The organism is Streptomyces sp. NPDC020807 (genome assembly GCF_040641575.1).
GTDB lineage: Bacteria > Actinomycetota > Actinomycetes > Streptomycetales > Streptomycetaceae > Streptomyces.
The window spans coordinates 461,434-479,413 of the sequence record NZ_JBFADU010000004.1 but is presented as its reverse complement, the minus strand read 5'-3'; the positions used below and the strand labels follow the sequence as shown (position 1 = coordinate 479,413).

General features: G+C 66.3%; 7 protein-coding genes and 1 pseudogene. 2 read left to right on the top strand and 6 right to left on the bottom strand.

Annotation, left to right across the window (positions count from 1 at the left end; all coding sequences use genetic code 11):
- Positions 1 to 536 precede the first annotated feature (536 nt).
- From AB0G79_RS09875 to AB0G79_RS09865, 3 genes are all read right to left on the bottom strand, one after another.
- Positions 537 to 944 carry a contact-dependent growth inhibition system immunity protein gene (locus tag AB0G79_RS09875; RefSeq protein WP_360802973.1) on the bottom strand — a complete coding sequence of 136 codons (408 nt, stop codon included), beginning with the start codon at positions 942 to 944 and terminating at the stop codon, positions 537 to 539.
- Positions 892 to 1,089 (bottom strand): RNase A-like domain-containing protein, encoded by a 198-nt coding sequence (locus AB0G79_RS09870; RefSeq protein ID WP_360803101.1) that lies wholly within the window; start codon positions 1,087 to 1,089, stop codon positions 892 to 894. The genes AB0G79_RS09875 and AB0G79_RS09870 overlap by 53 nt, the downstream gene beginning before the upstream one ends.
- A gap of 756 nt (positions 1,090 to 1,845) precedes the next feature.
- Entirely contained in the window at positions 1,846 to 2,277 is a 432-nt protein-coding gene (locus AB0G79_RS09865) for a winged helix-turn-helix domain-containing protein (protein WP_360802970.1), read from the bottom strand.
- A gap of 124 nt (positions 2,278 to 2,401) precedes the next feature.
- Here AB0G79_RS09865 and AB0G79_RS09860 point away from each other — a divergent pair.
- Positions 2,402 to 3,542: pseudogene (locus AB0G79_RS09860) on the top strand (site-specific integrase); the annotation flags it as partial.
- Between the two features lie 89 nt (positions 3,543 to 3,631).
- On the opposite strand, the gene AB0G79_RS09855 reads toward AB0G79_RS09860, so the two are convergent.
- Both AB0G79_RS09855 and AB0G79_RS09850 read right to left on the bottom strand, forming a co-directional pair.
- Entirely contained in the window at positions 3,632 to 4,081 is a 450-nt protein-coding gene (locus AB0G79_RS09855; RefSeq protein WP_360802967.1) for a hypothetical protein, read from the bottom strand.
- Between the two features lie 7 nt (positions 4,082 to 4,088).
- Positions 4,089 to 11,387, bottom strand: coding sequence for a polymorphic toxin-type HINT domain-containing protein (locus AB0G79_RS09850; RefSeq protein WP_360802964.1), 7,299 nt, complete (start codon positions 11,385 to 11,387; stop codon positions 4,089 to 4,091).
- 591 nt (positions 11,388 to 11,978) lie between these two features.
- Between AB0G79_RS09850 and AB0G79_RS09845 the strand changes: the two genes are divergently transcribed.
- On the top strand, positions 11,979 to 15,473 hold the full coding sequence (locus AB0G79_RS09845) for a DNRLRE domain-containing protein (RefSeq protein WP_360802961.1): 3,495 nt from the start codon (positions 11,979 to 11,981) through the stop codon (positions 15,471 to 15,473).
- Between the two features lie 481 nt (positions 15,474 to 15,954).
- Here AB0G79_RS09845 and AB0G79_RS09840 read toward each other — a convergent pair whose 3' ends face one another.
- A complete protein-coding gene (locus AB0G79_RS09840; RefSeq protein ID WP_360802958.1) occupies positions 15,955 to 17,553 on the bottom strand; it encodes an N-acetylmuramoyl-L-alanine amidase in 1,599 nt (532 codons plus the stop codon).
- Positions 17,554 to 17,980 lie beyond the last annotated feature (427 nt).

The following is a 17,980-nucleotide window of genomic DNA, read 5'->3' as shown; positions in this document are numbered from 1 at the left end:
CGCTGCCAACGTCAACGACGTCACCCAGCCCCTAGCCTGATCGACGGCATCCCGCCCGTCGTCGGACGCCCGGGCCGGCCCCGACGACGCCCTGAGGCCTGGTGGCGACAAGGGCTACGGCTCCGACCCCAATCGCTGCGAACTGCGTAAGTGCTGGACCCCGCCGGTGATCTCCCGCAGGGGCTCCTCGAGCATCGAGGGCCTGGGTAAGATCCGCTACGTCGTCGAGCAGATCTTCGCCCCGCTCCATCAGTTCAAACGCCTCGCCGTTCGCTGGGAACGCCGCACTGAACTCCACTCGCCTTCGTCTCGTTCGCCTGCAGCCTCATCTGCTGTAGACGCCTCAAGAACACCCGAACATGATCGTGTTGCGAGCTCTTACAGTTGCGTCCAGTCGGCCGCGATCCAACCCGTGATAGCGGCAACGACCCATCAGTGCACGGGCCCTCGCCCGCTGACGCCGCCGTCAACTACTGCCCTCATGCCGCCGATAGGCCCCTCCGGAACCTTCGGAGGGGCCTATCAGTTTGCCTGTGCTACAGAAGTGCGTCGATCATTCGACGGAACCAGACGGACATCTCCATCCCGTCCTGGCGCGGGTCGTAGCACGCTTCAGCCCTATCTAGCCAAAGCGCTGCTAGCTCCTCTTCGCGCGGACCAGAACTCAGCACCCTTTCAATGGCAATTCTCAGTTCCTCGACCAACTCGGGAGGTTCACTGTCTCGGAACTCAGTCAAGATTTGGATAGGATCCTCTGTCTCCAGGTCGTAATCCTGATGGAAATATGCCTGTGCGAGGTATTGAAGTTTTTCCACTTCTATCACGGGCTCGGGTAGGAAGTGACAATGTGGTACCCGTTCGGCATCGAAGGATTCCGTTGCAGGACGGTGGTCACCCCCGAAGGCGAGAGAACGCTCTGCGTGGCACGCTCGTACACCCTCCATCCGCGGCATTCATCGGCCCGTTAATCACCAGACGCCTTCCACTTCCCGAAAGCCATTGAGAGATATCCCCTTGATTGGCGGCAAGGTTTCCACCCGTAGCCCTCTCCGCTGCTGCCAAATCGGTAAAGGTCGAGGAGTGGCGGATGTTGCGGGCTGCCAGTTCAGCGTCAGTCTTGCCTACGTAGCGCGCGATCGCGTGACCACCCGCAGCTTCATGCCGGGCAAGGGGGCAGCTGCTGTTGTGAACGAGGACCGGCGTGGCGCCCGCCAGTACATAGTACGTGGGCTACGCGACCCCTCTCTACCTGCGTTTTCGCAGGTCAAGCGGTATTCAACAGTCCGCTGATGTACGGGTTCGGCCGGGGTTGTTCGTGGCCGTCGCCGTCCCTACTGCCGTCAAGCGCCCTGCTTGATCAGGAAGGCCGGTGGCCTCGCGGCGGCCCGGAGGCGATCTCTCGGCCCCGTGTATAGCGGGACTCGCAACGCCGGACTCTCTGGCGGTGAGGAAGCCGGCCGAGAGGGGTCCAGGCTGGCGCTGGGAACTTCGCTCCCCGCCAGAGGCGACGCCGGCCACCGCCCTCGGTGAGCCCGGCGACAGACGTGAGGGTCGACCCCTGGCTGACCCTGTGCCTGCGATCCAGCCGTAGGACGGTCGTAGGCGATAGCTTGCTCCGCCAGGAGCCTGCCCCGGTCACCCCGACGAGCTGGCTGGTTGCCGCTCCCGCATCCCTGGGTAATGCTCCGGTTGCCGAGGGCGACTCGCCGCCTGCTGCGCCGCAGACTTCCGAGTAAACGGCGGGTTTGTCGGCGAAGGCAGCCAGCCCCAGCGGGCGGGGCCCGCCTTGAATCTCGTAGAGAAAATCTGAACGCACCGCCCTGACCGGCGTCCCGGCGCGGTGGGTCAGCGGCCCCGCTCACCGCTGCCTGACTCCAGGGCCTCGATGCGGCCATGAAGGTCGGCGATCTGCTGAGCAGCCTCGGCCAGCGCACGTTCCAGCGCCTCGACGCGGGCCACCGTCCCGGTGGCGGGCGTGGTCGCCGCGGGGCCGTCGAGGTCATCAGCGTCGCCGACGGCGTGGTCGTGGTGGGCGACGAAGGCGCCCTTGCCGGGCCGGGAGACCGCCCACCCCTCCTGCTTCAGCAGGGCCATGGCCCTCTGCACGGTCAGGCTCGCCGCCCCGAACTCCCGCATCAACACGGCCTGCGTCGGCAACGCATCCCCGGGCCGCAGCCCGCCGGAGCGGATGCGCTCGCGCAGGGTCTCGGCGATGACCTCGAACGTCAGCGGTACCCCGCTGCCCGCCGGCCTGCGCCCGCGCCGTCTCGTCACCACGCCTGGTCACCCCTGCTTTCCACGCCCTCTACCAGCAATGTCCGGCCCTTCCAAGCCGGGAAACCGGCCCACACTACCCGCGTCCCGACCCCACAGAAAGGAATGAGGAGGGATGCACTTGAATCGCAAGGACGCCCTGGCCAAGCTCACCGAGAAGATCGCCGCCAGCAACCGCGGCCTCCCCGTCCCCTCCGCGCAGGGCAGCGTGGCCGCGTACCTGACGTACTGGCTGGAGAACGTCGCCGTCCACCACCTCCGCGAGAACACCCACACCCGCTACACCACCTGCGTCCACCGGTATCTCATCCCCGGCCTCGGCAAGAAGAAGCTCACGAAGCTCACCGCCAAGGACGTCCGCACCTGGCTCAACCAGCTCCGCACCACCTGCCAGTGCTGCACGCGCGGCCTCGACGCCCGGCGTGATCAGCCCCGCTGCTGCGCCGCCAGCCAGTGCTGCCACAAGCTGCTCTCCCCGCTGACGCTCACCTACATCCACTCCGTGCTCAAGTCCGCCCTGGAACACGCCGTCCGCGAAGAGGAGATCCCGCGCAACGTCCGCACCAGCACCCCGCGGCCCCGACGCTTCGAACCCCTCACCGCCAACGAAGCCCGCCAGTCCCTCGCGGCCACGCGCGAACACCGGTTGCACGCGCTGTTCGAACTGGCGCTCCACATCGGACTCCGCAAGGGCGAACTCCTCGGCCTGCGCTGGGAAGACCTCGACCTTGATGCGGGCACCGCCGCCGTCCGCCGAACCCTCCAGCGCACAAGCGCGGGTGGGCTCACCACGCTGCCCACCAAGACACGGGCCTCCGAGCGCCGCATTGCCCTGCCCACGCTGCGTCCAGTTGCTGAAGCTCCACCACCAGCAGCAGAAGCACCAGGGCGAGGCCGCAGGCACCGCATGGCAGCACGACGGGCACGTGTTCACCACCGCGCAGGGCCGACCGATCGACCCGACCAACCTCACCCGCGCCTTCATCACGCTCCTTCGCAAGGCCGGCCTCCGCCGCATCCGCTTCCACGACCTGCGGCACTCCGCTGCCACGCTGCTCCTGGAACAGGGCGTCGAACTCGTCGTGATCAAGGAACTCCTCGGCCACGCCCACATCAGCGTCACCGCCACCGTCTACGCCCACGTCCGACTCCGCCTCCAACGCGACGCTATCGACATCCTCGGCCACGCCCTCCGCAACCCAGCCGAGAGCGCAGGCCAGCCCGACTGCGGTGACGACCCACCGCTCTGCGCAGCCCCCGTCCGCTGACGTTGCCGTCAACTACTGCCGTCAGACCGTGCTGAAGCCCCGCCAGGACGTATCTGACGGGGCTTCACATTTGCACCTGCGTGAGGGCTCTATCGCCCCCAGGCAGACTCACGGAACCGCCGCACCTGAGAGGTGCTCGTCGACCACTCAGAGATGCGGTTTCCATCCTCGTCGACCGACGATCGAGCCTCTACGTACCGCCACGGCTCCTGCGGGTTGAACTGCTCGCTGAGTTCGTCCAGGAAGATGATCGAGTTCTGCACGTAGACCTCTTCCCCGTCCCGATACATCGGCCAACAGGAGATGAAGTTACTGGCCGCCGGATCGGTGATTGAGGCGATGAGGCAGGAGGTTGAATTATCGGCCTCTTCTAGCTTCCTCAGCGCACCATCCCAGCTTCGGCGATAGTCATCCACCGTCCAGAAACTCAGGTCCATCAGGAACGTCTCCGTGAACTCGCCGACCCTGATCCTGCCGACCGCCTCAAGGGGTAGCGAACTCGTACCCTCTGAGGTCGGACAATCGATCACCTCGATCACGAAGTCGTCATTCCTTGAGGTAGTTGAGATCTGGGTCATAGGTTCCGATCCGTTGTCCCTTGCGATTGAACATCTTCCAGCCATCCGACACGTTATGCCCGTCGACATCAGGCGTGATGTAGTTCTTTCCGTTAGAGAAGACCACCTGACCGTGCGAATTGAACGGTGCCTTCTGTGCGGGAATCCTTGTTCTATACCCGAGCGCACCTGCCCGATCAGCCACGGTCCCGGCGTAAAGTTCTCGACTCTGCCGACTGCGCTCAGCCACCGTATCCGGATGGTAGGGGTCACCCTTGAGCGCGGGGGAAGAGGTATACCCCTCCGGGAGGTCACAGTTGCTGTTGTGAACGAGAACCGGCGTAGCGCCCGCCAGTACATAGTACGTGTGCAGGTCGTCGACCGTGAGGTTGTAAACCTCGGCGCTGATCGCAGTGTGGCGCCGAAGGCCCAGTACCCGGACCCGGTTTCCCTTCTGATCCTGCAGCCATTGGCCCGTTCGCAGGTGTGTGGCGTCCGCCCAGCGGTCAAGCCCAGGAAGCCAGAACGGGTGGTGGGCAGTCGCGGTCAGCGATGCGATCCCGTTCGGTGTTCCGAGCCTGATCTCCACGAGTTCCTTGTGACCCTCGCCCTTGATCTCGGCGGTGACCGGCTTGGCGTGGATGGATCCGTCCCGAGTGTCTCCGGCAAGGACCAGTTCGCCGACCTTCACCTCTTCGATCGGCTTCGTGGAACCGTCGGCCATGAGGACCATCGTCCCTGGCGTGAAGCTATTGCAAGGGGGCGTCGGTGTCAGCTTCTTGATCTGCTTGGTGAAGTGCCTCGATATTCCAATTCCTGAAGGCCTGCCGCCGCCTTCGAACGCGCCCGCCTGGGCACCTTTCTCGAGCTCTACGAGCTTGAGAAGATGTTCCATTTCCTCCCCGCAATCAAATGCGTCCGGTCCGGCGCACGTGTTGGAGGCTGCGGAAAGAATGTCGTTCGAAGTTATCCCTCGGGGGCTTCTTTGCTTGTCGAGATTGTCCCCGTAAGCCTTCTTGAAGGCCTGGAGCTTAGCTCCCGAGTAGTAGGTCGATGCTGCCGATTCGATGAGATCCGACGCGGCTGCGGCTTCTAGGTTGAAGACATAGACCGGGTCGCTTGCATCGACTGGTGTGTTGAACTTTTTGAAGTCGCCCGTCGTCCTCTCATCCCACTTTCCATCGGAGCCGATAGAGCAGCTGGTTCCGCGGTCCGCGCAGGGTGAGAGACCCGAAGGGTCGCTCATGGACACCGGGCTGTTGTTGGCGTAGTTGTACCCGTTCATTTGGAGCGGGTCGGTCACGTCGATGAGGGGGTCGGCGGAGATGAAGCGGCCGATGTGCTGGTCGTATTCGCGGGCGCCGATGTGGGTGAGGAGGGTGGCGCTGTCGTCGATTCCGACGCCGAGGTAGCTGCGCTTGTTGGGCCAGCTGGTCGGCTTGGTGCCGCGGGCTTCGCCGTAGGGCTTGAAGGAGCGGCGGGTGACGGGCTGGGTTCCGCCGGCTTCGACGGTTGTGTGAGCGGTGCCCAGGTGGTCCGTCAGGAGGACGTTGTACTTGTGGCCCGTGCTGGACTGGTTCGTCGTGGTGCGGACCACTGTGGGGGCACCGGGATGGCTGTAGGCGCGGGAGGCGCGGGTGATGAGGCCGACGGAGTCGGTGGTGAGCTCGGTTTCGCCGAGGTAGAGCGTGCTACCGCTGGGTGAGTCTTCGAGGAGGCGGTTGCCGTCGGCGTCGTAGACGTAGCTGGTCTTGTTGGTGCCGGCGGTGATCGAAGCGAGCTTCTGCTCAGGCGTCCACTCGAGGTCGTGATTCGGGGCGCTCTGCGGGGGGTTGCGCCACTTGGTCGTGCCCGTGGCGTTGTAGGTGTAGTAGGTGGTCTCGAGCGGTGTGGGGGAGGTTACGCCGGTCAGCGTGTGGGGCTGGGTGGCGCTGTACTTGTAGGTGTAGCTGATGTTGTCTGCTGCGACGCCCGCCGGGTCGTGCTCGACCTTCGTGGCCCGGTTACCGATCCAGTCGTAGGTGAAGGACTGGCGGTAGGCGGCGCTGCCGGTGACGCCGCTGGTGGCAACCGTTCCTGCGTAGGGGGAGGCCTCGGCCAGGTCAGCTGGCGTGGTGTTCGCGGCGTAGGTGGCGTCGACCACGGGGCCGCTGGAGGGGGCGCCGGAGCTGTTGTAGCCCCAGGTGCTTCCTGTGGCGGCCTTGCAGCCGATGCCTGCTCCGTTGGGCTTGATGTTCGAGGTCCAGGCGTTGACCAGCTGCCCCATGACGTCATAGGTGAAGCACTGGTTGTCCCAGGTCGTGCTCGTGGTCGAGACGGCGTCCTGGCGTGCGCTGGCGGTGATCATGCCTGCGTTGTCGTAGGCGTAGCCGGTGTCGGAGATGCGGTGGGGGCCGGCCTTCTCGCGGTCGGTCACCGTGCGCATGAGGCGACCGGTGTGCTCGTCGATGAAGTTGGTCGTCCAGACGCGGTAGGGCTGTGCGCTGGAGACCGAGCGGAGGACTTCGCCGTACGGGGAGTAGGTGACGTCGGAGGTGTACCAGGCGTGGCCTGATGTGGACTCGGGCAGACCGTCTTCGTTGTAGCGGGTGATGACCTTCTCGGTCGGCAGACCGCCCTTGGCAGGCAGCGTGACGGAGAGTGGCTTGCCGGTGAGGGTGTACGAGTAGCCGTAGGTGTACGTGCCGGACAGGCCCGTTGTCATGGCGTTGGACGGGATGATCACCTGGCGGCCCGTGGGGCGGTACTCGGTGTCGTAGCCCGTGACCTTGGTGACGTAGTCGCCGGTGCTGGTGTGACGCTTGGACTCCGAGGGCAGACCGAGTGCGCCGGCCACGTCGTAGGTGTACACCTTGACCGGGTCCTGCAGCTTGGAGCCCTCGTGGACCGTTGTGACGCGGCTGAGCGTGTCGTAGGTGGTGTACGTGGTCTGGCCAGTCGCGTCGGTGACGATGGTGGGGCGGTCGGCGGCGTCGTACTGGGTCTGCGTGATGCCGGTGTCGGGATCCTTGGCCGAGGTCACTCGGCCGCGGACGTCATAGGTGTACGTCCACGAGTTGCCGGCCGGGTCGGTGACGACATCGCGGTTGCCGCGCTTGTCGTAGCTGTACTTGGTCGAGCGGTACTTGCCGGATGCGACGTGGTGCCTGAGTTCGGTGACGCGGCCCAGGGCGTCCGTGACCGTGGTAGTCGTGGGAACGCTGGAGCCGGCCGGGTCGACGGTGGTGGTGGTGTCGCCGTATGTGGTGGTGGTCCAGGCGGCGGCGCGGGGCTTCCCGTTGTACGGGATCTCCCTGACGGGGCGTTCCATGCCGTCATAGACGGTCTTGACCCGCCTCTTGACGAGGGTGGCGGACTGGACCTTGAACAGGTCGGTTGCCGGTTCGCCCTTGACGAGGTAGCCGCTGGTCTGTTCAGCGACGAGACCGTGGTCGTTGTACAGCGTGTCGGTGATGATGCGGCCGGGGCCGTGGGCCTCGGCTTGCGTCTGGACCTGCCGCATCAGGCCGTCGTAGAGCGTGACCTGGCGTGCGTAGCCGCCGTCGTCCTTGAGGGTCTTGACGGTGACCGCCGTAGGGCTGGTCATTCCGTTGGAGGCGACGTTTGCGCTCTGGTAGCTGATGTCGACGTCAGGGGTCTGGGTCCCGGAAGACCGGGAAGGGGTCCAGCCCTTTGTGAGGCGGCCGAGAGCGTCGTACTGCATGCGGGTGACGCGACCGTTGGGGTCGGTGACCGTCAGCGGCAGAGAGCGACCCGGGTCGAAGGTCGTCGTGGTGGCATGGCTCTTGGTGTTGATCGTCTTGACCGAGGTGACCGGTCCTCCGGTGTCGCCCGGCGTGTACTGGGTCTCCGTCTTGCCCGTCGCCGGCTGGGTCACGGTACGCGGACGGCCGAGCGGGTCGTAGGTGGTGCTGGTGGTGACGGAGTGGGTGCTGCCGGTGCCGTCGATCGCGGCCACGCTCGTCACAAGGCCCTTGGTGGGCTCTGTACCGAGGTTGAGGCCGTCGTAGCGGGTCTCGACCGAGCCCTTCAACTCGGTTGCGACGTTGGCATTGGAGTGGTTCGCGCACGTGGTGGCCGTGGTTCGGACCGTGCTGGGCAGGCCGATCAGCCACGCGGTGGTGTTGTGGACGTAGGACGTCTTGGTGCAGGTCTGCTCGGAGAGGGTTTCCGTCGTGCCGTTGTCGGTCACGACGGCGGTCTCGACGCTGGTGGGCAGCCCGTTGCCGTCGCGCGTGAGGGTGGTAGAGCGGACACCCCTCCAGTTCGCGCCGTCAGCCTGGATGGTGTCCGTCTTTTTGATGCCTGTGCGGTAGGCACGCAGCGGGGACAGCACCGTGTCGTTCTCGGCACGACGCTCACGCGACGCGGTTTCCACGGACTCGTCAGGGAAGGTCCGGGTACGGCTCTTGAAGACCGGCTTGGTGGCCGTGTTGTTGTCGAAGTAGGTCTTGGATGTGTCGGAGTTAAGGAAGGTGAGAGTCTCGGCCGTCATGCCGGCGTACTGGGGGGCGTCGTCGGCGAGGAGAACGGTGCCGTCGACGGAGTCCTTGACCTCTCCGCCTATGCCCTGGAAGTACAGCGTCGTGGATCGGGACTGTGACGCGGGCGCGTGCGGAGGGTCCCCCGGCTTCGGGCTGCTTGTGGGAGGAACGGTCTTGGGGCCCTTGGTGACGGTGACTCGTCGGTAGCCGCGCCAGCCGCTGTAGGTGCGCAGGCCGGGGCGGAGGAACTCGTCGTCGCTCTTGGCCCAGGCCGGCCACGCGTACGAGTAGTAGGTCCTGACGGGCTTGCCGAAGATCGTGGCGACCTTGTCGGTCTCGGTGACCGAGTAGACGACGTACCTGTTGAACCATGCCTTCGCGGGAGCCTTTTCCTCCCCGTCAGGCGACCAGCGGACCGGGTAGCAGGAGCCGTTGGCTTCGCCCTTGTCGGTCTCCGGTTCGTACTGGCAGCCGCCGATGTACTCGACCTCGATGTCGGCGCCGGCTTCGGTGGCGACGGTTCCGATGCGGGGGCGGGTGAACCCGGGACGCTTTGTGTCGCCCGCCTTCCTGACGAGGTTGGGAAGGTGCTTGTCGAGGAGGTACTTCTGCAGCGAGGCGGGCGATCGCTTGCCTACTGTGTAGGGAGCGAAGCTGACGCCGTCCTTCGACTGAACGGTCCCGGTCGTGTCACCCGGGGCGAAACCGCGACGGGTGATCGACTTGAGCCACATGCCGGGAGCGGTGTCGTACAGATCCTCGGGGAAGTGCTGGTCGAGCGTGTACGTATCGACTTTGCCGAGCTCGGTCTGGCCGGGGCGGACGGGGCGTTCGGCGTTGGTGGTGACGGTCCTGAGACGGAGCTGCGTCCAGAAGGACGGGAAGCCGGGGCAGAGCTTAGAGGTTTCAGCGCAGTTGAGGGATCCCGGAGTGTCCCACCAGGGACGGTAGGACGTGGGGTTGCCGGGCTTGAATTTCGTGGAGGCGCAGTCGGCAGACGACTTGGTGCAGCGCTCAGCAGTGCCGAAGACGACGGTAGCGGAGGGCTTGGTGAGGTCGTTCGCACGCATGCCGTACTCGATGCTGATCGGATGGGCGGAGCGTTCGTACTGCTCGGGCTTGACCCCGTCGCGCTTGCCACGGACGGCGTAGTAGTTGGACTCCTGGCCCCAGTTGACGACCATGACGTTGCCGTGAACGTCTTCGACCTTGTCCAGGCCCCAGCGCCACGCCTGCTGCTTGCCGGTGCCGCAGCGGGAGGAGGCGAAGGCCGTCTGGTAGCAGGGCTCGCCAGGGTGGTTACCGAAGACAGGGACAGTGGATACGGAGTTGGTGACGGCGTGCCCCCCACCCACGTCGTTTAGCCCGAAGTGGTATTGGGTGCCGTCAGTAGTGGTTACCTTCCACCGCTCGCCGTTGTCGTCGCCATTCGTGCCGCCGGTGATGCGCTCGACGCGGGTGCCGTCGTCCTTCTGGGGACGGTAACGCTCGGTGGCGTTCTCGGGGTTGGTGCTCGCCGAGTCGTCGCGGACGAGCTCGGTGGTGGTGCCTCCGAGGGACATGACCGCGTTGTAGGAGACCCAGCAGAGGTCGCTGGTCTTGTCGGCCTTCGCCGCGTTGTTGGGGGTCTTCGCGGAGAGCGTGCGGGTGTCGTCGTTGCAGGTGCGGTAGCGACGCTCGATGAAGCCCGGGCTGTAGTCCCAGCCTTCACCCACCCACGACGCCTGACCGGAGGAGACGGCGGTCTTGCCGTCGACCGTCTGCGAGTTGTAGGAGAGCGTGACGTTGGGGGCAGGGCCGGCCGGGGCCGGCGGCATGACCATGGGGTAGGACCACGTGAACGCGCCAGAGGAGCCGCCCGCGGACCACTTGCCGCTGGAGGCCAGAGGACTCGCCCTGAAGGAACCGCCCGGGCCTATGCCGGAGTCGACGGTGCCGAGGACCGTCTTGTCGCCGGATGCCGCTGCGGGTGTCGCGGTGTAGGCGGCCTGTATGAAGCCCGAGGTGGGGCCGGTTGCCGTGGCGGCGGTGGGCGTCACCGTGCCGTCAGCGGCGGTGTCGACCGTGGCGGTGAGGGTGTTGGTGACAGGGTCGTTGACCGTTTCCAGTTCTTCGTACTCCTGGCAAGCCGGTACGAGCGGTGTGGTGAGGTAGCACTCGGGGAACTGGGCCAGGGTCAGACGGGATGCCCAGTCCGCGCCTTGAAGGTTCTCGAAGGCGGAGTACTGGATGCCGACGGTGAGAGGAACCGAGCCGGCTGCGGGGGCCTGGACGGCGATGACCGAGCCGACCTTGAGGGCCTCTTGGTCCTCGGTGATCTCTTTGCTGCGATCGACGACGCTGAACTGCCACGTGCCTGTCGGGGCGGGGTAGCCCTCGGCCTGGCCGGCGACGATGGGGAGATTGGGGATCTGCGTGAGATCGCTCGCCTCTGTCGTCTCCGTAGTCGTCGCTGTGTATGCGGCAGGGGTGACAGCCGGAGACCCGAAGGTGAAGGGCTCGGTTTCGGGAGCCGGCGGTGTGGTCGTGCCGGCCGGCGCCTGCTGCTGGTCGGCGGTGACCTCGACCTTGAGCGACTCGAGTTCCTTCTCGAACGTCTCGCCCTCGACGGGCTTTTCGGGCTCGATGGCCTCGAGCTCAAGCGGCTCGGCATCAAGGGTCTCGCGCCCGGTCTCGACGTTCCCGGGGTCCGGCGGCATGGCCAGGGACTGGGCAGGCAACAGGCCTACCAGCAGGGCCGCGCCCAGCGCGGGTATGACGGTGCGCCGAACCCGGCGACGGGCTTGACGGTGACGAGCGAACAAGGCGAGGTCCCTCCGGACCACTTGGAGCGGGCCGGAGGCACGCCACAGGTGATTGCACTTCAGATTCGGAAGATTCTGCGTGCACTTCGTGAAGGAATGCCAGAGGAGTTGTAATCGACGTGAGGATTGTCACGGTGCGTAATCATCTAGATGGTATCGGAATCCTTAATTCCGGATGCATCGTGCATTCATGTCGCTCATGGGCGTAGGGGGCCATGGGGATGTGTGGGGTATCGCGGTGCGAAGTAGCTGTTCGCGACGACTGTTTATGTCGTTTTCCTGTTATCTGTGCCTGCGTCGATGTGTAGCAAGTGCCTGCATGCATCGTGTGCCGTATCGACGCGTGTACGCAGTGAGGGCACGGGGCGCCCTCTGGGTGAGCCGAAGGCGGGGTGACGCAGCGAGGTTGATGGGCCATCATCGGCTCGCCCGGCCATACGCGCGCGGTGTCGATTCCGATCCGGATTCCCACCTTCGCTGACGCGGTGGCGGGCTTCGTGGTTTCAACCGGTGCCGCCAGGGCCCGGAATGCGTGGGAAGAAGGGTCCTCACCCGATGAGACAGACATGGCAGCGGCCGGCGAAACGGCGCGTGAGTGCCGTGGTGGTCGCGGCCGCGCTCGCGGCGGGCGGCATCACCTACGCAGGCTTCCAGGCCGGCCCTGGCGACCAGGCGACGACCGTTCCGGACGAAGGCAAGAAGGGTAAGGGCGGGCCTGCGAAGCGGACGGTGGACGAGGTCTCGGCCGCCTCCTCGGCCCGTAGGACCGGCAAGCCCGTCGAGGTCACCGCGCTGCGGACCATACGCTCGACCACCTGGGCGCGGCCCGACGGGCTTACGACGAAGAAGCTCTACGCATCCCCGATCTGGGCCAAGGTCGGCGATGAGTGGAAGAAAATCGACACGACGCTGAAGCGGTCCGATTCGGGTTGGTCGCCGGCCGCCACGAACACGCGGGTCGTGTTCTCCGGCGGCGCGGCCGGAGCCGGCGCCGCTCGGGCATCGCGTGGGCAGGTTCACCGGGTTTCGCTCGTGAAGAGCCTGAAGATGGAGGGCGAGGCGGGCACTCCGCTGATCACCCTCACCGTCGGTGGCACGGAGGAGATCCCCGAGACCCACGAGATCCAGCTCACGTGGCCGGGGCCTGTCCCCACGCCGATCATCAACGGCTCACGTGCTCTGTACCCGGAGATCCTCCCGGGGGCGGACCTGGTGCTGACCGCGGAGGACAGCGGCTTCGCGCAGATCCTCGTCGTGAAGAACCGCCAGGCCGCAGCTGACCCGCGCGTCGCGCAGCTCTCGTACGGGCTCTCGTCTTCCACGCTTACCTTCAGTCTCGACGACTCGTCCGGCATCGTGACGGCGGAGGACCTCGACGGACAGGAGGTCGCGCTCTCGCCCACGCCTCTGATGTGGGACAGCAGCGGGACGCCGGCCGTCACCGACGGCGAAGTCGGCGCCTCCTCGCAGCCGACCGGGCCCGAAGCCCCCGAAACGCCGGCCACCACCCCTGCCCCTGACCCGTCCAACACGCCCGATGACGCCACGAGCGCGCCGGAGCCGAGCACCAGCACGACGACCGAACCGCCGGCGGACGACAACATCGACCCTGACGTCGAGGACCTGCCCACTGCCACGGACGAAGCCGCCCCCACCGTCACCGACACGCCGCTGCCGTCGGCACCGGCGGAACCGACGCCGGCCCCCTCACAGACCGGGGATGCGGCGACGCTGAACCTGCCGCTCCTCAACGGCCCGTCCCCTGACTCTCATGGCGAGGTCGTCGAGGCCGAGCTCGGTGACGGTACATGGCTCCTCACGCCCAATCAGGACTTCCTCAACGATCCGACCACGGTCTATCCCGTCTTCATCGACCCCACCGTCAAGAAGCACACGCAAGACTGGACCATCGCCTACAAGAAGCACCCCAAGGCGACGTTCTTCAACGGTGCGGACTTCAACGCAGGCGGCACACATGAAGCCCGAGTCGGCTACGAGTCCGACACCTGGGGCACGTCCCGGTCCTTCTTCAACATCGCGTACGACAAGAGCCTCAAGGGCGCGAAGATCCAGAAGGCAACCTTGCGGATGCTCGAGACGTATTCCTGGTCTTGCCAGGCGCGTTCCATGTCCGTCCATTCCACCGGTCGTATCAACGGCAAGACCAACTGGAAGAACGCGCCGCCCCTGACCGACTCGAACCTGGCGGCGCCCGCCCGCAGCTTCGCCCACGGCTACAAGAGCGGCTGCCGTGACGCGTACGAGACGTTCAATGTTCTCGGAGTCGCACAGAAGGCCGCCGACGCGGGCAAGAGCATGATCACCTTCGGCCTGCGGGCCAGGGACGAGAAGTCGCAGTTCTCGTGGAAGAAGTTCCAGGCCGACGGTGACAATGCCCCGTATCTGGAAGTGACCTACAACCGGGCACCCACCGCTCCCACCAACATCGACCTCGGCCCCGACTTCAAGTGCACCACCACCACGCCGTACGTCAGGGTCGGCTCCTCCAGCCTCACCTTCACCGCGCGGGCGACGGACCCCGACAAGAACCTTGACTACCTCGACTTCGCCCTGTGGCCGACCGGCAAGTGGTCCACCACCGGCGACATGCTCAGGTCCACGGGCACCGTCTCCGTGGGCGCCGACACCGACGCCGCCACACGCACCACGTCGGCCTTCTCCACCAGCGGGCTGGTGAACAACACCGTCTACTCGTGGTCCGTGCGGGCCGTCGACGCCGCCGGTGCCACGTCGGCGTACAGGCCGACCGTTCCCTGCCGGTTCATTTGGGACGAAGCGGCCCCTCGGCCCCCTCGGGTCACCTCCACCGACTTCCCCAACGCCGACGGCTCCGAGAACGGTTTCGGAAACGAGCCTGAGGACTCCAACTGGTCGAAGTTCAAGTTCGGGTCCTCCGGAAGCTTCAAGTTCCAGGCCATGGATACCGACGTCATCCGGTTCGAGTACGGCTTCAATGCCAACAGCTACCCCTACTCCCTCTCCCGGACCGCCGGCGCACCCACCACGACCATCAGCACGTTTTCGGGCGCCAAGCCACCTACAGCAGGGCCCAATGTGTTGTACGTGAGGGCCGTTGACGGAACCGGTCACGTCTCCGAACCCACCAAGTACTTCTTCTACGTCACCCCCCGCGACAAGAAGGACTCCCCGGGTGATGTCACTGGTGACGGGCTCCCCGACTTGTTCAACGTGCCGTCCAGCAACAACCTGCGGTTGTTCCCGGCGCATGCCGACAACAGCACCCCGCCCAAGGGCACGGGCAAGTTTGACTACTCCATGTCCGGGGCCTACCAGCTGAACGCGGCCAGGGATCCCAACGGCGGCGACAAGGAACCGGTCTTCACCGCTCCCCCGTCCGCGCATTTCAAGGATGCGCTGATCACCCACAACGGCGACTTCTACGGCGGTGACGGGCTGGAAGACATCGTCGTGCGTACCGGCGGCAAGCTATGGATCTATCCCGGCGACGGATACGGTGCGGTGAACGTCACCAAGCGCCGCGAGATCCTTCTCCCCTCTGATGCCCCTGCCCCCTCCTCGCTTAGCCAGATAGTTGCCGTCGGAGACGTTACCGGGGACGGCCTCCCCGACGTGTTCGCCACTGCTGGAGATGCCCTATGGGCCTTCACCGGCTACACCGGCGCCTCCTTCGCCGACGCCCAGATGCTGACCAGCGCTCCTTGGGCAGACCGTGACATCGTCTCCGTCGCAGACAGGAGCGGAGACGGCGTACCCGACCTGCTCTTCCGCGGTGAGCAGGAAGGGCGCGGACTTCTCCTGCGTCAGGGCAAGCCCGCCGCTGGTGGCGGCGTCGACCTCACGTCTTTGTCCGCCGGCGCCAATTCCAAGACCGGCGAAGACGAGATCTACGGAACCACCGGATGGGGGAAGGCCAGCATGAGATTCGTCATCGGAACCCCCGACGTCAACGGCGACGACATCCCCGACACCTGGGCCGTCTCAACCGACGGAACGATGTACTTCTACGCCGGAGGACGTACCGCCCACGTCAGCCACATCACCGCCAGCTGGATCAACTGGAGTGGCAGCTACACCTTCGGCTGACCACCAACGTGAGGAGAGGGTGACTGCGCATCACGGTCACCCTTTCCCGCCTCCAGGCGTCGCTGTGATGAGCCGCGGGAGCGATGCGGCAATGGGGTGCGCCAGCAAGGGGCGCGGTGTTCGCGTGGAAGGTCGGTAGCTGCGCGGGAGGTGGTGTGGCGAACGCCTAACGGTTCCCGCTGGAACGGGATCGAGGGAGATCCAGCCGGATGGAATCGGAGGGATTTGTCCGACTCTTTTGCATCGCCGCAGGTGAGACGCGTCATCGAAATGGGTTCGAGTCCCACCCGCCCCACCAGCGACGTATGGCTTGAACTGTGGAGACGCCCCCTCGGGGGCGTTTTCTCGTTTCCGGGCACCGGTGTGTGCGTCCACCGCGATGGTGTCACGGCGATACCACCGATCCCGGGTGTGACACGCCGCACACGGTGGTGAACCTCTGCTCCCGCGGCCGCTGGTGCGTACGTGGTGTGCGCGCCTGTCAGTTTCCGGTGGCGTACGGGGAAACGCCCGCGGCCGTGCGGATTGCCGGGAGCGCGGAGTAGAGGGTCGCGCCGGGGCAGAGGGTGGCGTAGCCGTCGCGGTGTCCCGAGACGGTGTTGAGGGTGGCCGCCTGCCCTTTCGTCCACACGCCGGTGTCGGCGGCGGCGGTGAGCGTCACCTTCGCCTCCGGGTCGACGCCGTGCAGACCGAGCTTCCAGGCGGCGAGGTCGGCGATGGCCTGCTTGGCCGCGGCGGTCGGCGTGGCGGTTTCGTAGTTGCCGAGCAGGGAGATGCCGGCGGAGTAGCTGTTGAACCCGTAGGTGTGCGCGCCGAGGACGGGCCTGTCGACGCCGCCCGCGCGGCCCTCGTAGACCGTGCCGCACTTGTCGACGAAGAAGTTGTAGCCGATGTCGTTCCAGCCGTTCGTCTTCACGTGGTACGTGAGGATCGCGCGGATGATGGCGGGGGAGTCGGCGCAGGCGTAGTCGTTCGTCCCGGCGGTGTGGTGGACGAAGACGGCGGAGAGCTTGCTCAGGTACGAGGGCGGGTCCTGGACGAGTGACTCGTCCGCGCCCCAGCCGGCGCGGCTGACGATGGCGGGAGCGGTCGGCGGCGTCGTCGGCGTCGGCGTGGGCGGCACGGTCGGTGTGGTCGGAGCCGTGGTGCTGGGTTCGGTGGTGCCGCTCGGTTCGGTGGTGGGAGCGGGGCTGGTCGGCTCCTGCGTGGGCTCCGCGCTGGAGGTCGGGTCCGCGGGGGTTTCGCCGGCGGTGGGTTCGCCCGTCGTCCCTTCCGTCGGGTCGGTGCCCGGGGCGGACTCGGTCGGGGTGGTGGACGGAACCGGCTCCTCGGGCGCACTGGCCGAAGCCGTCGGCTCCTCGGTCGGAGGCTGCGATGGCTCGCCGCTGCCGGAGCCGCCTTCCGTGCCGCCCGGCGCGGCGCTGCTCGTGGCCGTCGTCGGTGCGTCGGTCGGCGTGGGTTCGGAGGGCTGCGGCGTGGGCGCGGTGGGGGTGGTCTGCGTGGCGTCGGGGGAGGTGGTGACCTTGCCCTTCCCCTTGCCGCCGCTGCGGTTGCCCTTGACGGTCTCGCCGGGGTCGATCATGTCGAGCCGGAGCGCGTCGGGCACCGCGGTCTCCTCGCCGTCCGCGACGACCCGCGCCTCGACCCCGTCCGACGGGCCGACCCACAGCGGCTCCGAGGCGCCCCGCACGTCCGGCTCTCGGCCCTCCGCGGACTCCGGCGCTCGGACGTCGAAGTCGAGGTCGCGCCATGCGCTCCACTCGCCGGTGGCGGCGGCTCGGGTACGGACCTGAGCGGTGCCCTCGAAGGTGTCGCCGCTGTCCTCCCACGAGACGCCGATGAGCGAGAACGTCTGTGTCGCGGTGCGCGGGAGCGCGCGCTTCTTCGCGTCCTTGCCGTCCAGGGTCAGTGCGTGTGCCTTCGCCGACCGGGTTCCGTCACCGGTGCCGGTGTCCTCGCCACCCGCCGAGGCGGCGACGGCGGTCACGCCCGTGCCTCCCAGGAGGACGATCCCCGCCGCGAGCCACGTCGCTCGCCGCTTGCTGCTTGCCCGCCTGGCGCGGGCTCCTCTCGGACTCATGTCCCATCCCTTGCAGGCAGTTGATCAGTATGAGCGGTCGGTCGCCGGAGGCCATGCATTTCGGGAAAAAGGAAACGAGGAGTGAGGGCGCGCGTGGTGACGCCCTCACTTTTCCCTTGCTTTTCGGATTTCAGGGTCGAAGGACCCCGCATTTTGGCCGCGCGGCGCAGTGGTTATACACGATCCGCGCGATCCGGCGCACGCGAGCGGTCAAATCGGACACCGTGCCGACCGGCGGCAACTCCCGCCGGTCGGCCCTACATCACGCCGCCGACCTGGTGCGAACCAGCGGAGCATTCGGTCGAAAAGAGACTCTTCGAGGCGGGTGTTTATCCCTTATGCGGCCAGGGTTGACTCGCCTTCACGAGGGTGACTAGAAAGCCTCCTGCGAATTCGCGGGCTCGTTTCCTATCGCCTTCTCGCGGTC

What these genes read in the sequence shown, in the direction of transcription:
- AB0G79_RS09840 (WP_360802958.1), bottom strand. Translation starts at nt 17,553, where the DNA reads ATGAGTCCGAGAGGAGCCCGCGCCAGGCGGGCAAGCAGCAAGCGGCGA.
- AB0G79_RS09875 (WP_360802973.1), bottom strand. Translation starts at nt 944, where the DNA reads ATGGAGGGTGTACGAGCGTGCCACGCAGAGCGTTCTCTCGCCTTCGGG.